Origin of the sequence: Bacteroides ilei, assembly GCF_900128495.1 — a bacterium.
Classification (GTDB): Bacteria; Bacteroidota; Bacteroidia; order Bacteroidales; family Bacteroidaceae; genus Phocaeicola; species Phocaeicola ilei.
The window spans coordinates 935605-951216 of the sequence record NZ_LT635801.1; the positions used below are offsets into that span (position 1 = coordinate 935605).

At 45.3% G+C, this 15612-nt stretch carries 15 protein-coding genes; 4 read left to right on the forward strand and 11 right to left on the reverse strand.

Annotation, left to right across the window (positions count from 1 at the left end; translation table 11 throughout):
- Positions 1-36: 36 nt before the first annotated feature.
- A complete protein-coding gene (locus BQ7489_RS04005) occupies positions 37-924 on the forward strand; it encodes a glucosaminidase domain-containing protein (protein WP_072530030.1) in 888 nt (295 codons plus the stop codon).
- A gap of 224 nt (positions 925-1148) precedes the next feature.
- Here BQ7489_RS04005 and BQ7489_RS04010 read toward each other — a convergent pair whose 3' ends face one another.
- The 9 genes from BQ7489_RS04010 to BQ7489_RS04050 all read right to left on the reverse strand — a co-directional run bounded on the left by BQ7489_RS04010 (position 1149) and on the right by BQ7489_RS04050 (position 9959).
- A complete protein-coding gene (locus BQ7489_RS04010; protein ID WP_072530031.1) occupies positions 1149-2507 on the reverse strand; it encodes a dipeptidase in 1359 nt (452 codons plus the stop codon).
- Between the two features lie 35 nt (positions 2508-2542).
- Positions 2543-3622: a chorismate synthase gene (gene aroC, locus BQ7489_RS04015; RefSeq protein WP_072530032.1), complete on the reverse strand. Its 1080-nt coding sequence runs from the start codon at positions 3620-3622 to the stop codon at positions 2543-2545.
- A gap of 22 nt (positions 3623-3644) precedes the next feature.
- Positions 3645-4568, reverse strand: coding sequence for a TPM domain-containing protein (locus tag BQ7489_RS04020; protein WP_072530033.1), 924 nt, complete (start codon positions 4566-4568; stop codon positions 3645-3647).
- Between the two features lie 5 nt (positions 4569-4573).
- On the reverse strand, positions 4574-5155 hold the full coding sequence (locus BQ7489_RS04025) for a LemA family protein (protein WP_072530034.1): 582 nt from the start codon (positions 5153-5155) through the stop codon (positions 4574-4576).
- Between the two features lie 93 nt (positions 5156-5248).
- Positions 5249-6208 carry an alpha/beta hydrolase gene (locus BQ7489_RS04030; RefSeq protein WP_072530035.1) on the reverse strand — a complete coding sequence of 320 codons (960 nt, stop codon included), beginning with the start codon at positions 6206-6208 and terminating at the stop codon, positions 5249-5251.
- 111 nt (positions 6209-6319) lie between these two features.
- Positions 6320-7066, reverse strand: a complete 747-nt coding sequence (locus BQ7489_RS04035) for a shikimate dehydrogenase family protein (RefSeq protein WP_072530036.1) — start codon at positions 7064-7066, stop codon at positions 6320-6322.
- Positions 7067-7087: 21 nt separating this feature from the next.
- The gene (gene ubiE / locus BQ7489_RS04040; RefSeq protein WP_072530037.1) at positions 7088-7828 is read right to left on the reverse strand and encodes a bifunctional demethylmenaquinone methyltransferase/2-methoxy-6-polyprenyl-1,4-benzoquinol methylase UbiE; all 741 of its coding nucleotides are present in this window, start codon (positions 7826-7828) and stop codon (positions 7088-7090) included.
- A gap of 116 nt (positions 7829-7944) precedes the next feature.
- Positions 7945-8892 carry a phosphoribosylaminoimidazolesuccinocarboxamide synthase gene (locus BQ7489_RS04045; protein WP_072530038.1) on the reverse strand — a complete coding sequence of 316 codons (948 nt, stop codon included), beginning with the start codon at positions 8890-8892 and terminating at the stop codon, positions 7945-7947.
- Between the two features lie 53 nt (positions 8893-8945).
- The gene (locus tag BQ7489_RS04050; protein WP_072530039.1) at positions 8946-9959 is read right to left on the reverse strand and encodes a PhoH family protein; all 1014 of its coding nucleotides are present in this window, start codon (positions 9957-9959) and stop codon (positions 8946-8948) included.
- Between the two features lie 225 nt (positions 9960-10184).
- Between BQ7489_RS04050 and BQ7489_RS04055 the strand changes: the two genes are divergently transcribed.
- The gene (locus BQ7489_RS04055) at positions 10185-10826 is read left to right on the forward strand and encodes a DUF5715 family protein (RefSeq protein WP_374044751.1); all 642 of its coding nucleotides are present in this window, start codon (positions 10185-10187) and stop codon (positions 10824-10826) included.
- Between the two features lie 2 nt (positions 10827-10828).
- Positions 10829-11596: a tRNA pseudouridine(38-40) synthase TruA gene (gene truA / locus BQ7489_RS04060; RefSeq protein WP_072530041.1), complete on the forward strand. Its 768-nt coding sequence runs from the start codon at positions 10829-10831 to the stop codon at positions 11594-11596.
- Here the strand turns inward: truA and BQ7489_RS04065 are convergent.
- Positions 11593-12360 (reverse strand): TIGR03915 family putative DNA repair protein, encoded by a 768-nt coding sequence (locus tag BQ7489_RS04065; RefSeq protein WP_072530042.1) that lies wholly within the window; start codon positions 12358-12360, stop codon positions 11593-11595. The genes truA and BQ7489_RS04065 overlap by 4 nt on opposite strands.
- A gap of 107 nt (positions 12361-12467) precedes the next feature.
- Positions 12468-13361, reverse strand: coding sequence for an aldose 1-epimerase family protein (locus BQ7489_RS04070; RefSeq protein WP_072530043.1), 894 nt, complete (start codon positions 13359-13361; stop codon positions 12468-12470).
- Between the two features lie 213 nt (positions 13362-13574).
- Here BQ7489_RS04070 and BQ7489_RS04075 point away from each other — a divergent pair, with 213 nt between their 5' ends.
- Complete coding sequence (locus BQ7489_RS04075; RefSeq protein ID WP_072530044.1) at positions 13575-15608, forward strand: tetratricopeptide repeat-containing sensor histidine kinase; 2034 nt, start codon at positions 13575-13577, stop codon at positions 15606-15608.
- The last annotated feature ends 4 nt before the right edge of the window (positions 15609-15612 follow it).

Here is a 15612-nt window from a genome sequence, read left to right on the forward strand (position 1 = left end):
ATCTTTGTCATGTTTAATCGATAATTCTGGATAGACATGAAACTTTCTCGCTGTGTGGCCTTTATGGTTGCTGTGTGTCTGGCATGTGTGGTATCGGCCCAGCAACGGAACAAGGCTTATGAAGATTATATAAAGAAATACCGGGGTATTGCTGTGGAAGAGATGAAGCATTACCGGATTCCGGCCAGTATTACATTGGCTCAGGGCTTGTTGGAGTCCGGAGCGGGAAAAAGCACGTTGGCACGTAAGTCGAACAATCATTTTGGTATCAAGTGCGGAGGTTCATGGGACGGGCCTACTGTCCGTCATGATGACGATGCCCGGAACGAATGTTTCCGTGCCTACAGGCATGCCGAAGAGTCGTATCGGGACCATTCCAAGTTCTTGCGTTCCCGTTCCCGTTACGCTTCTTTGTTCCGGTTGAAGATTACCGACTATAAAGGTTGGGCGAGAGGATTGAAGAAGGCGGGATACGCTACCGATCCGAATTATGCCAACCGTCTTATCAACATCATCGAGCTGTATGAGCTGTATCGATACGATGAGAAAGGTGGTCTCAAATATGCCGAACAATTTCTGAATCCTCACCAGCCTTATCTGGCAAACGATCTGCTTTACATTATAGCGCGTAAAGGGGATACGTTCAAGAGTATCGGCGAGGAATTTGACTTGAGTCACCGTAAGGTACGTAAATACAATGACCTTCCTAAAGATTATGTATTCCGGGGAGGTGAAATCGTTTATCTGGAGCAGAAACGTCGTCGTGCCACAAAAGAACATATCGTGTATGTGGTACGTGCAGGCGATTCCATGTATTCCATATCACAGAAGTTCGGAGTGCGGCTGGACCGTTTATATAAGATGAATAAGATGAAGCCTGATTCGCCAGCTCCTAATGTGGGTGATATTTTACGTCTGCGTTAAGTTAACAGATATTGTTTCAGATTTGTTTCAAGGTATCAGTCTGCAAGAGGTCAATCAGATGATTGGGCTTGTAGAAAACATGAAGATCTTTTAAGGAAAAGATTCAGGAGTTTTCCTTAAAAGATCTTCATGTTTCAGTGAAAAGATGCAGGTCTTCTGTCCAAAAGATGCAGGTCTTTTTATAGAAGACTTTCATCTTTTTAAAGGTATGACGGATGAACCGGTTATTTGTGGTACTGTTTATGGAATTCCACTACAGCCTCAATACCTTTCCGGAAGATATCCAGTGAGAAATTTTCGTTGGGTGAATGGATAGCATCACTTTCCAGGCCGAATCCCATCAGTATGGTCTTGATACCCAGAATCTGTTCGAAATCACTGATTATGGGGATACTTCCTCCACGGCGTACTGCCAGCGGTTTCTTTCCGAACGCTTTTTCAAAACCTTTCTCGGCTGCCTTGTAGGCCGGGAGAGAGATGGGGCAGACGTAGCCTTCTCCTCCATGCATCGGAGTGACTTTGACCTGTACATATTCGGGAGCAATGTTCCGGATATAGTCGACGAAGAGTCGGGAAATCTTTTCATGGTTCTGGTGCGGAACCAGTCGGCAGGATACTTTGGCGTATGCTTTTGACGGTAGGACCGTTTTTGTTCCTTGGCCGGTATAGCCTCCCCATATGCCGCAGATGTCGAACGACGGTCGGCAACTGTTGCGTTCCAGAGTGGAATATCCTTTTTCGCCTTTCAAAGCCTTTACTCCGATGGCTTCCATGTATTTCTTTTCATCGAAAGGAATGTTGGCTATCATTTCACGTTCGGCTGCAGGTACTTCTTCCACATCATCGTAGAAATAAGGGATTGTAATTCTTCCGTCTTCGTCTACGACCTGTGCCAGCAGGCTGCAGAGAGTGTTGATGGGGTTGGCCACAGCTCCGCCGAAGTGTCCGGAGTGAAGGTCTCTGTTCGGTCCTGTTACCTCGATTTCCCAGTAGGCCAGTCCGCGCAGCCCGGTCGTGAGCGATGGCAGATCGGCACCCAGCATACTGGTGTCGGATACCAGGATGATGTCGGCTTTCAGCAGTTCCTTGTGCTCTTTCAGGAAAGCGTTGAGGCTGGGTGAACCGATTTCCTCTTCACCTTCGAAGATAAATTTCATATTATGGGTAAGCAACCCTTCCTTTACCATGTATTCGAAGGCTTTGGCCTGGATCATGGCCTGCCCTTTGTCATCATCGGCTCCTCGTGCCCAGATGTGTCCGTCACGTATCTCAGGTTCGAAGGGACGGCTTTTCCACAGTTCCAGCGGTTCGGCGGGCATGACATCATAATGCGCGTAGACCAGTATGGTGGGAGCGTTGTCACTGATATGCTTTTCGGCATATACCAGCGGATTGCCGTTTGAAGGCATTACTACTGCCTTGTCGGCTCCGGCCTCCAGAAGCAGTTGTTTCCAGCGTTCGGCGCAGGCCAGCATATCATCTTTATGCTGGGGAAGGGCACTGACACTCGGAATGCGGATTAGGCTGAAAAGTTCGTCAATAAAACGGGCCTCATTCTTTTGGATGTATTCTTTGATTTCCATAGAAGTATCTTTTAAATGTTTTTGTTCTGTTATTGTTAGAGATGGCTAGTCTTGTCGAGCAGATAATAGTCGAGCAAGGTCATGGCGGCCATTGCTTCCACGATGGGGACTGCACGGGGCAATACGCAGGGATCATGGCGCCCTTTGGCTTTGAGTATGGTTTCATTTCCGTTCTTGTCTACCGTAGGCTGTTCCATCAGTACGGTCGCTACCGGTTTGAAGGCTACACGGAAATAGATATCCTCTCCGTTGCTGATGCCTCCCTGAATACCTCCCGAACGGTTGGTACGGAGTGCGATCTTCCCGTTATTATTGTAGAAGATATCATTCTGCTGGCTACCCTTGAGGTTCATGCTTCCGAAGCCTTGTCCGTATTCGAACCCTTTCACGGCATTGATGCTTAACATCGCATTTCCGAGGGCTGCATGCAATTTACCGAATACCGGTTGTCCCAGACCTGCCGGACATCCTTTGATTACGCAGCTGATAACACCGCCTATGGTATCGCCTTCGCCTTTGATGTTGAAGATGTATTCTTCCATCTGCTTGGCCAGTTCCTGGTCGGGACAGCGTACCGGATTTTCTTCAATCCGGCTCAGGTCATATGCAGTATAGTCTTTATCAAGCTTATAGATTCCTACTTGTGAAGTATAGGCCGTAACGGTGATTCCCAGCTGGCGTAATGCAAGCTTGGCAAGTGCACCGGCCACTACACGTGAAATGGTTTCACGGGCCGATGAGCGTCCGCCGCCCCGATGGTCGCGCAGGCCGTATTTTTGTGTATAGGTAAAATCGGCATGCGACGGTCGGAAGAGGTCTTTCATGTTGTCATAGTCGTTAGAGTGCTGGTTGGTGTTCCATACAGCAAAGCCGATGGGGCAACCGGTAGATACTCCTTCATAGATACCCGAGAGGAATTCTACCTGATCGGCCTCCTTACGGGATGTAGTGATGGATGATTGTCCCGGTCTGCGCCGGTTCAGTTCCTGCTGGATGAAGTCCATATCAATGGCGATACCTGCAGGAAACCCGTCGATGACACCGCCTATAGCTTTTCCGTGTGACTCGCCGAAACTGGTGAGACGGAATATGTTGCCAAAAGTATTGTTGTACATAGTTGTATCTTGTTTGTTTTGATTAAAATCTGCTGCCTGCGCCTCCGCCGCCGAAACTTCCGCCACCGAAGCTTCCACCGCCGAATCCGCCTCCGCCGTGTCCACCGAATCCGCCTCCAAAGAACGGGCCTCCGATAAAAGGACCTCCGTGTCCGCCACGGAATTCGTTGTCGTTTTTCTTTCTTCGTCTACGGCAGGTATATCCACAGTTGGTGCAGAGGTAGTCCACTTCTTCCAGAATAAATCCGTTGCTTCTGCCTACCACTCGTGATGAAACCTCTCGGATGGTATGTTTATGGCATTGGGGACATCTTCTGCGTTGGCGTATGCTGTACCAGATGAGAAACGGGACTACAAGAAAACAGCATATAAGGATAATTAAGATGGTTATCAGACTGTTGTCTTCTTCTACATTCCGGTTTCCCAACGGACTTCCCGTACCATCCAGCTGTTGGCGGATGGCCTGAATACCGGCTATCATACCTGTATCCCAATCCCCTTTGCCGAATGGTTTGTTCATGTATCGTACCTGGATCTGTTTGCATACCGCATCGGGCAGGTTACCTTCCAATCCATATCCGGTGGCGAACTGGATACACCGTTCTTCTGTGACCAGCAGTACCACCAGTCCGTTGTCCTTCTGTTTTTGTCCTACTCCGTTCTGTTGTCCCAGACGGTAGGCAAAATCGAAACAGTCGCCTCCGTCAATTTCTTTGACGGCTACTACCAGTACTTGTGTACCCGTCTGTTGCTCCAGAGCATACAGAGTGGTGTCAATGGTAGCTACCGCGGCTGTACTCAGTACTCCGTCGGGATTGCTGACATAGCGTGTCCGGTCTTGCAGATGTACCATAGGTATTTCCTCCACCTTGTAAGGTTTGGCTTCGGCCAGAGAGGAAAACAGCAGGCAAATACTGCATAGACAGAATATTGTGAACCGTTTCATACGGATCAGAATTTTACTTCGGGAGCTTTTTCGGCACCTTCTTCAGCCTCAAAATAAGGGCGCTTTTCGAATCCGAACATACCGGCGAAGATATTTTTCGGGAAACGGCGGATAGCTGTATTGTATGTGCGTGCGGCTTCGTTGAAGTTACGGCGTTCTACACTGATCCGGTTTTCGGTACCTTCCAGTTGAGCCTGCAGGGTCTGGAAGTTTTCGCTGGCCTTCAGTTCCGGATAATTTTCGGAAATGGCGAGCAGACGGTTCAGTGCACTACCAACTTCCCCTTGTGCACGCTGGTAGGCAGCCATTTTCTCGGGAGTCAGTTCATCTATGCTGATGGTAGTCTGGGTAGCCTTGCTGCGGGCTTCTACAACGGCTTGGAATGTTTCCTTTTCATGGGCTGCATATCCTTTTACTGTGTTTACCAGGTTCGGGATGAGATCGGAACGGCGTTGGTACTGGTTTTCTACGTTGCTCCAAGCATTTCCTACCTTTTCTTCCTGTGATACCAATGAGTTATAGGCGGTAATACCGTATATCACAATGACAGCAATAACGGCAATTACAATAAGCCATGTCTTTTTCATAAATCGTGTTTTTTAGATGTTATTAATCAGTTCGGTTACAAACATACGTAAAAAAAATGAGATGTGGGGAAGCTTCCCGTTGTTTTGCGTTTTTTAGGGATGGATATATTTGCCGGTGAAGGTTTCTACATGCCGGGTATATGCTTCCGGATAATTCCTGTAGGAATGTGCATGGTCGGTTTCCGGTACAATCCACAGCTCTTTAGGTTGTGGCTTTGCTTCGTATAGTTTATATACCATCCAGGTAGGTACGAAATCGTCTTGGTCACCGTGGATGAACAGCATAGGCAACCGGCACCGGGCCACCTGGTCTGTCGCAGATGCTTCCTTGAAGTTCCATCCGTTCTGTAATTGGCAGAACCAGCTGGCCGTATAGAGCAGTGGAAATTCGGGCAGTCCGAACAGTTCTTCCAGTTCCTTTCCAAACTGGTCCCATACACTGGTATAGCCGCAGTCTTCCACGAAACATTTTACATAACCTGGAAGTTGTTCGCCCGATACCATCATTGTTGTGGCGGCTCCCATGGAAATGCCGTGTACCACTATCTGTAAGCTGTCGCCGAAAATTGAGGGGGCCATATTGATCCATTGAATGACATCTTTCCGGTCGAGCCATCCCATCTGTATGGCATCTCCTTCCGACAGACCGGTATAACGGAGATCAGGGAGCAGAATATTATAGTCCAGTTCCTGGTTGTAGAGGTATCCGATGTGGAACATGCGGATGGCATTGTCTGTATAGCCGTGTACAATGACAGCTGTGCGTGATGTTGGTCGGGAGGCATATACATAATAACCATGCAGGCGGATACCGTCGGGGGCAGTGATGAAAGTATCCTTCAGGGCTTTGTACTGTTGCAGGCTGTCAATCCATGGAATGATCTGCGGGTAAGATTCACGCATGTATTCCAGGGAGCCTTCCAGATCCTTTCCCCGGTTTTCCGGTCGGAGTGAATAGTCTAGCATATAAAGGCTTCCGCCTGTAAGGATAATGATTACTGATACAATGGCAATGCCGATGCTGATAAGCAGTTTCTTTTTGAGACGGTTCATATGGATTGGGGTATATAGTTACAAAAAACGCAGTGACAAGGATCTCTCCGAAGATTCTTCTTCACTGCGCAGTCTTATTGGCAGAAACAATATAAATGTGTTCAGGTTCTGTTACTTGTTCCAGATATCCCATGATCCGTATGCCTGTAACAGCAGCATTTCCAGTCCGTTCTTTACAACGGCACCCTGATCTTCTCCTTTCTTCATGAAAAGTGTAGTGCTGGGGTTATACAGCAGGTCGTATAGAAGGTGTCTCGGGGTGATACATCCGTATGGAATATCCGGGCATTGGTCCGCTTTGGGATACATTCCTACCGGAGTACAATTTACAATGACTTTATATTCGTCCATCATTTCCGGAGTCAGTTCTTCATAAGTGACTGTATTGTCGTTGTGTCGGCTTCTGGAAACGAACAAGGTTTCCAGTCCTAACTCTTTCAGGGCATGGTTGACGGCTTTCGATGCTCCGCCTGTCCCCAGAATCAAGGCTTTTTTATGGTAAGTTTCCAGCAGGGGTTCGATAGAGCGGCTGAAACCGATGACATCCGAATTGTAACCGGTCAGCTTGACTTTGTTGTTTCTGGCATGTTCTATGCGGATTACGTTGACCGCACCTATTGCGGCAGCATCTTTATCCAGTTCGTCAAGGAAAGAGATGACCTTTTCCTTATACGGGATGGTGACGTTCAGTCCTGCCAGATTAGGATTGGAAGCGATGACTTTAGGCAGGTCGTCGATGGTTGGAATTTCAAAGTTCACATATTCTGCGTCTATGTTTTCCGACTGGAATTTCTCATTGAAGAAATTCTTGGAGAAGGAATGACCTAGAGGATAACCTATCAAACCGAATTTTTTCATAAGAATATGATTATAAAGATTCTACTTTGTTGCGAAATAAAGGGTACATATACCGAAGGTGAGCCGCTTGAATGTGACCTCGCCAAATCCGGCTTTGCGGATAATTTCCTGCATCAGTTCTCCTTGCGGGAATGCCTTGATGGATTCAGGAAGGTAGGTATAGGCACTCTGGTCTTTGGAAAATAGTTTTCCTAGTGTAGGGATTACTATTTTGGAATAAATGGCATACAGCTGTTTCATCGGAAACGTCTCGGGAACGGAGAGTTCCAATATGACAAGGTGTCCCCCCGGTGCAAGTACCCGATGCATTTCCTGCAGTCCGAGATCCAGGTTCTCGAAGTTACGTACCCCGAAGGCAACGGTTATGGCGTCGAAACTCTTGTCTTTGAATGAGAGTCGGGTACAATCTTCTTTGGCAAAAGAGATGCGGTCGGAAAGTCCGGCTTGTCTGACTTTTTCACGGCCCACATTCATCATACCTTCAGAAATGTCGGTTCCTACCAGTTTCCGGGGATGCAGGATGCGGCAGGCCTGGATGGCAAAATCGCCTGTGCCTGTAGCTACATCCATCATCTGTTGCGGACGGTAGGGTTTCAGAAGATTGATGGCTTGGCGACGCCATATTTTGTCGATTCCTAAAGAAAGGATATGGTTCAGGTTATCATAAGCCGGTGCTATGTTGTCGAACATTTTTTCAACCTGTACCGCCTTGCTTTCATCTTCATTATAGGGCTTGATATTTTCCTGCGGGTAGTGAGGCATAGATAGGGATTGTCTTGGATATTTGTTCTATATGTCGGAGTTTACCGGTTCCGGGACTGAAAAATCTGGTAAAACAAAGTCTGCCATATTCTTTAGTCCCGGGAAACGGTACTCTTTTATTTTGTCAGGTATTCTGTAACGTTCTTTTCGATACGGGCAGCCAGACTGTCTGTATCAGCCTTGACGAATGTTTCGCCGGTGATATGTTCGTACAGTTCGATGTAGCGGTCACTGATGGAAGCTACGATTTCTGGGGTCATTTCGGGTACTTTCTGACCTTCTTTTCCCTGAAATCCGTTGGCCATAAGCCATTCGCGTACGAATTCCTTAGACAATTGCTTCTGTGCTTCACCTTTTTCGAAACGTTCCTGATAGCCTTCAGAATAGAAGTAACGGCTTGAGTCGGGAGTATGGATTTCATCCATCAGATAGATTTCACCGTTATATTTTCCGAATTCATATTTGGTATCTACCAGAATCAGGCCACGTTCTGCTGCTATCTGGGTTCCGCGTTCAAACAGAGCCAATGTGTAATTTTCGAGGGTTTCATATTCTTCGGGAGTAGCGAGACCTTTAGCCAGGATTTCTTCTTTGGAGATATCTTCATCGTGCATACCCATTTCTGCTTTGGTAGTAGGAGTGATGATCGGGTGAGGGAACTTTTCGTTTTCACGCATACCTTCCGGCAGGCGGACACCGCAGATTTCACGTACTCCGCTGTTGTAGGCACGCCATGCACTTCCACACAGATATCCGCGTACAATCATTTCAACAGGAAAGCCTTTGCACATAACTCCTACGGTAACCATCGGATCGGGAGTTGCCAGTTTCCAGTTCGGGCAGATGTCTGTAGTAGCGTCAAGGAACTTGGCTGCAATCTGGTTCAGCATTTGTCCTTTGTATGGAATTCCTTCAGGTAGTACTACGTCAAAGGCCGAGATACGGTCGGTAGCAACCATCACTAATTTTTCATCGTTGATGTTATATACATCACGCACTTTACCATGGTAAACGCTTTTCTGTCCAGGAAAGTGATAATCTGTTTTTGTTAAAGCTTTGCTCATTTTTCCTATATTTAAATGATTCTATAATTAGGGATATATGTTCAGTCTAAGAATTATTCTTCCTTTCCGTTCTGGTGTGTTTTGGATGCCTTTCTCCCGGCTTCAGCAGTTGCGGCCTTTTCGGCTTTCATTTTCTCCTCAAACTTTTCATAGGCTTCTACGATGCGGGTAACGAGTTTATGGCGGACAATGTCTTTTTTGTTCAGTTCAATGAAGCTGATACCTTTTACTCCTTTCAGTATCTTGATGGCTTGTATCAGACCGGAAGCCTGTGATGAAGGAAGGTCAATCTGGGTCATGTCGCCCGTTACAATCATTTTTGTATTCATACCCATACGGGTGAGGAACATCTTTATCTGCTGGCTTGTAGTGTTCTGGGCTTCGTCCAGAATAACGACGGCGTCATTCAATGTGCGTCCGCGCATGAATGCTAGCGGTGCAATCTGGATGATATTCAGTTCCATGTATTCTTTCAGCTTGGCTGCCGGAATCATATCCTGCAGGGCGTCATAGAGCGGTTGCAGGTACGGATCTATCTTGTCTTTCATATCGCCGGGGAGAAAACCCAGTTTTTCTCCGGCTTCAACAGCCGGACGGCTCAGAATGATTTTCTTTATTTCCTTATTTTTAAGGGCTCTGACGGCTAATGCAATTGCTGTATAAGTCTTGCCCGATCCGGCCGGGCCGATAGCAAATATCATGTCATTCTTGTCGAATTCCTTGACCAGTTTCAATTGGTTTGCACTGCGGGGAGTTATAGGTTTTCCCGTTACGCTGTATACGATGGCGTCGCCCACTTTCTGTGCTTGAGGCTTGTTGCCTTTTACTATGTCAAGTATAGTTTCTTCGTTAAGTGAATTGTATTGGGCACAATATTTCTCCAGAGCCAACACGGCTTCTTCGAAGGCGCACATTTCTTCTTCGTCTCCCATTACTTTGATGACATCTCCTCTTGCCACGATGCGCAGTTTGGGAAACAATGCCTTGATCATTTGCATGTTGGCGTTGTTTACGCCATAAAAGATAACCGGATCAATATCTTCTAGTACAATATGTTTTTCAATCATTCAATAAATTTAGATAGCTCGTAAGTTTAATTTCTTGCAAATTTAATCAATCCTTTTGATACTTGACGTAAATCAGGTAATTTATTTCAGCTTTTGATTGTTTCACGTTTCAGATTATTATCTATATCTTTGTGTCGGTAAATTTTGAATAAGGACATATCTTGTCCGTGAACGCTAGTTTCTGCGGAACTTAATTTTGACATGTGCATGAAAAAGCTATTTCTTATGGCTGTACTTATATTTCCGGCCTTGCTGGTGGGATGTGGACATAAGGACAGATCCATCCGCCTGAATTATCCTCATAATATCCGTGGGGTAATAAGTTATAAACGAAGTTTCAATGATTTGAATGATGTGCAGCTTGCTTCTGCAAAACGTTTGGGTATCAAACCTGTATCGTCACGTGAACAGGCGGAAGAGTTGAAAGGCAGGCTGATGGAGATTTCTTCGTGTGACCGCTATGACGTGGATGAACTGACTCACTCCATACCCTATCTGGTGCCGGAAGCAAGTGCATTACTAGATACTATTTCGATGAATTTTCTGGATTCATTGGCGTGTAAAGGACTTAATCCTAATAAGCTGGTGGTTACATCGGTATTGAGGACCAAAGACGACGTGAAGAAACTACGCCGTACGAACGGTAATGCTTCCGAAAATTCGTGCCATTTCTATGGAACGACTTTTGATATCAGCTGGAAACGTTTTACAAAGGTGGAGGATCCCGACGGACGCCCGATGCAGGATGTCGGGGCGGATACGTTGAAGCTTGTGTTGTCGGAAGTGCTGCGTGATATGCGTCAGTCCGACCGTTGTTATGTAAAGTATGAATTGAAACAGGGATGTTTCCATATAACGGTCCGTTAAAGATGGCTAGGTATTTCATTTATTTGGCATACGATGGGACAAATTACCACGGATGGCAGATCCAACCGAACGGTAACAGTGTACAGGAGACTTTGATAAAGGCTCTTTCTACGTTTTTGCGCCGACAGGTCGATGTGGTAGGGGCAGGACGTACCGATGCAGGTGTGCATGCACGTATGATGGTAGCTCATTTCGATTTTGAGGATGGACTGGACTGTCTGTCTGTAACCGATAAGTTGAACCGTTTGCTTCCTCCTGATATTTCGGTCTATAAGGTCTGCCGGGTAAAGCCGGATGCACACGCACGTTTCGACGCCCTTTACCGTACCTATAAATATTATGTTACTACTCGCAAAAGTCCGTTTAACAGGATGTATGCCTGGCGTATCTATCAGCCGTTGGATTTTGAAAAGATGAACGAGGCTGCTGCCACATTGTTTGATTATGTAGACTTTACCAGTTTCAGCAAGGTACATACCGATGTAAAGACCAATAATTGTAGGATTATGTATGCCCGTTGGGAGCAGACGGGTGATTCGGAATGGGTGTTTACCATTCAGGCCGACCGTTTTTTGCGTAATATGGTACGTGCCGTGGTGGGTACGTTGGTAGAAGTGGGACGTGGAAAAATGACGGTCGACGGATTCCGTAAAGTGATTGAAAGAAAAGACCGTTGCAGTGCTGGATCATCGGTACCTGGACATGCCTTGTTTCTGGTAGATGTGGGCTATCCCACTACATTGTTTCTTGATATTGTCTGTGAGGACTAGTTTTTCTCTGTCAGGTATTTCCAATATCTTACAGGCATGTCTTTCTTGTGTTTTGCCGGATTGAGCCTTTCCTTTATGCAGATAGCTTTGAAGTAGCTTTTCCACAATGTCTGGAACAGTTTCTCGTCTTTGTCGAGAATATCGTCATTCAGTTTTCCGGTCGTGAAGTGTGCTTCTTTGTGAGATGCAAAGGTTATTTCTGCTATTTCCTTGCCGTTATAGTAGTATCCGTAATGTCGTCTTGAATCATAGATGAGCCATTGTTGATCATTGAAACGGTCGCTGAAGTGCCGGATGGTAAGGGGGAATACATTATATATAGGATCCATGATGCCATAATAGATTCCTTCGGATGTTTTCTGGAAGCGCATGAACTGGAGTATACGGTGTTTTTCATCATTCACTTTCTTTCCCAGCTGTGCTACGGCGAGTATGTCCGGATCAGAGAAATTAGTTTCAACGGAGATAGGTGCATCAACGACTTTTTGCATGAACTTCAGCAAAAGATAAGGCGCTCCGTCGGTTTCGGAAAGCCAGCAATGGGTCATTGTAGCAAGAGCGGTACGTGACAGTTTCTTTTTCAGTGCTTTCCATACTCTTTCGGCTTTTTCATTGTCGGTTGTCACTTCATGAACCTCGTCATAGAACAGTGGGAGAGTTTCATTCCGGTCCAGAAGCATATCAGGAAAAGTTTTCCGTTTATATGCATCGAACAAGGCAGTCAGCAGTCCTTCGAATGTATGGTCGTACTGGAATATGGTCATGGTGGTTATCTGAAATAAAGTCGGGCAAATATAATATTTACATACCGGTTACTGTGTCGGGGAAGGAACGGCTTTCCCGCGTGAGTAACCGGTTTTATGGTTCTGTTTTATTTCTGTATGGCGACATCTTCCAGAATGATGGAGTAGCTGGTGCTGAAACTTTTGTCGGGAGCCAGTTGTTGCATCCATTCACGGTTCTGGAATTCACCTTTGTAGCCTATCTTGTCGCACCGACCGTACCATGGTTCAATGCATACGAAAGGAACATCGGGATGTGCAGTACTCGGCGACCATATAGCCAATAGAGGTGTGCCACATTCTATACTGATGTACGGGTTCTTCTGTTTGTCGAGAAGGGTTACTTTCTTTACCTGGTTGTTGTCGAATATATAGGTGTCGCAGTCGAATGTCTGCTGGGTCAGTTCCATATAGCCGTTATCTAGTTTCAGGATATGCCGGTTATCGGATACGCATCCTTTCTCTACCGGTGAAATATATTCCAGGCTGGTAGCCTTTTTCCCGAAATAGAGGAATCCTCGTTCGCTGGTCGAGATATCAAGATCTCTGTAATAGAAGGCCGGGTGTGCACCTATCTGATAATACATGTCGGTTTCTCCCGTGTTCTGGATGCTCCATATCACTTCAATCCGGTTATCTTTCAGACGGTATCCGACTTCCAGGACAAATGGAAAAGGATAGACCTTGAGCGTATCGCTATTGCTTTCAAGAGTATAGATAACAGCGTTGTCCTCTTCATATGTAAGCTGGAATTCCATGTCACGCGCAAAGCCGTGTTGTCCCATAGAATAGGTTTTTCCTTCATAACGGTATTCGTTGTTCCATAGTCGGCCTACGATAGGAAAAAGGACCGGAGAATGGCGTCCCCAGTATTTGGGGTCGGCTTGCCATAGATATTCTGTTTCGTTTGCACAGATACTTATCAGTTCAGCTCCATTATCGGATATCTGAATTGTAATGTAGTCGTTCGATAATGTTTTCATAATATGCAATTAGTTTAATAATAGGTTCACATTCAGGATATTGCTTTTATCTTTCGTTTCCGGTTAAGGTAAAATTCTGATTTCTGGATGTTACTTATTTTTATAGTTTCCCCAAAATTAATGATTTTAATTGCTTGTTTGTGTTAAAATAATGACTTATTTTTGTTTGTTTTATCTTTTTACTATATTTGCGTCATAACCTAATATGGAAAAATGCAGAAGTTTTTACGCTTTGTCTCATACATGGGCCTGATATTTTGTTTGATAGGCTGTCATGCTGGTGGTAAGAAACGGCAGTATGACGTATCAAAAGACAATGAGATAATCCGTATGTTGGAAGATTCACTGAATTACCATCCTTCGGAAACGGATGATCAGGTTGATTTTTTTTTAGGAAAAGTCAGGGACAGCTTGTCTTATTATCGGTTGCTTATAGTGAAGGCTAAAGCAAAAATGATCAGTGCGGAGATTGATTCGTCTGTTGCGATTCTGCAACGGATCGAGTCATTCTGTTCGTCTGCATCACTTTCCGAACACGGGCGTTTCCTGCTGCTGTCCAATGTACATAATATGCGGGGAAACCTTTACGCCCGTCGGGTAGTGATGGATTCTGCATGCATGGAGTTTACCCGTTCTTATGATTACTGTATAAAGGCAGGCGACCCGGAAAAAAGTCTGGATGTAATGTTGAATCTGGCTGATTCGTATGTGCGGAGCGGAAGGTATGACTTGAGTTCGTATTGGTATCGCCGGTTTCTGATTGTGGCGGATTCTCTTAAACTTCCGGATGAAAAACGTTTTCCGGCCTATTATGGGCTGGCGCAAGTCAATATGGATCTGCAGAACTTTGAGCAGTGTGACTATTATTTTAATCAGGCAAACAGGTTCTTTGACAAGATGGATCCTTCTGAAAAACAAATTTACTTGAATAATAGGGGGAATTCTTATTATTACAGAGGCGACTATAATACAGCCCTGCGTTATTTTAAAGAGTTGATGGCTTTTTTAAAGGAATATCCCGAAATGGAATTTGAACAGAATCTGGCTATGGTCAATTTGGGTGAATTGTATTTGTTGACAGACAAGATGGATTCTGCTGCATACTATCTGGACCGTTGCCATGACTTTTTCTTGCGTATAAAGAATAACAGTGCCCTTTACTATATAGATACACAGCTGATAGAACTGGCTTTGAAGCAGGGGAATCTGCCTTTGGCCGAAAAGCGTATGGAAGAAGCTGTAAAGCCAGACTATGTAGAGCCGAACATGTTGCGTATACGGAATCGGTATTTACAGCATTATTTTGAGGAAAAAGGCGATTACAAGAAAGCTTATCATTATCTGCTGGAAAATCATCGGATAGATGATTCCACACGGAATGAACGGGTCAAGATGCGTACGGCCGAGGTTATACTGAAATATAGACAGGACAGTACGTTGATGAAAAAGGAAGTGCTTATCCGGCAGAAAGAAAACGAGGTGTTGCGGCTTCACCAGTGGATTTATGTGGCAATAGGAGCTGTATTGTTGGTCGGACTGCTGGTTGCCGGCAGGTTGTTTGTTTTGAAACGTCGGCATGAAAGGAGTGCGTGGAGGATGCGTACTGCCATCATGTCACTCCGTCTGGAGAATATCCGTAACCGTATATCGCCTCATTTCATCTTTAATGTCTTGAATAGGGAAGTGACGCTAAACAGGTTGAACCAATCAGATGATATGATGGAATTGATAAAGCTGATGAGGCGTAATCTGGAACTTACGGAAGGATTGTCTGTCTCTTTGGCCGATGAACTGGATTTTGTGCAGACATATATCAATCTGGAAGGGAAGACTTTGGGAGATGATTTTATTTATTGTACAGATGTTGACCCGGATATAGATTTGCAGCAGTTCAAGATTCCTTCCATGTCACTTCAGATACCGGTGGAAAACGCCATCAAACATGCCTTGTCGGGAAAGGAAGGCCGAAAATGCTTATGGGTCATAGTGAAGAGGAGAGGGAGGGCTGTTGAACTGTCTGTACGTGATAATGGAGGCGGATACGGTCATCATACATCTGGAATCCGGGGAACCGGTACAGGAATGAAGGTGGTGACACAGACCATCCAACTGTTAAATACGTATAATATTGATCCGATAGTAATGACAATCAATAATGTAGATATGGAAGAAGATAATGGTATGGGTTGTGAAGTACATTATACTGTTCCATTAAATTATTCATATAAATTGAATTTGGAAAAGTAGGGAA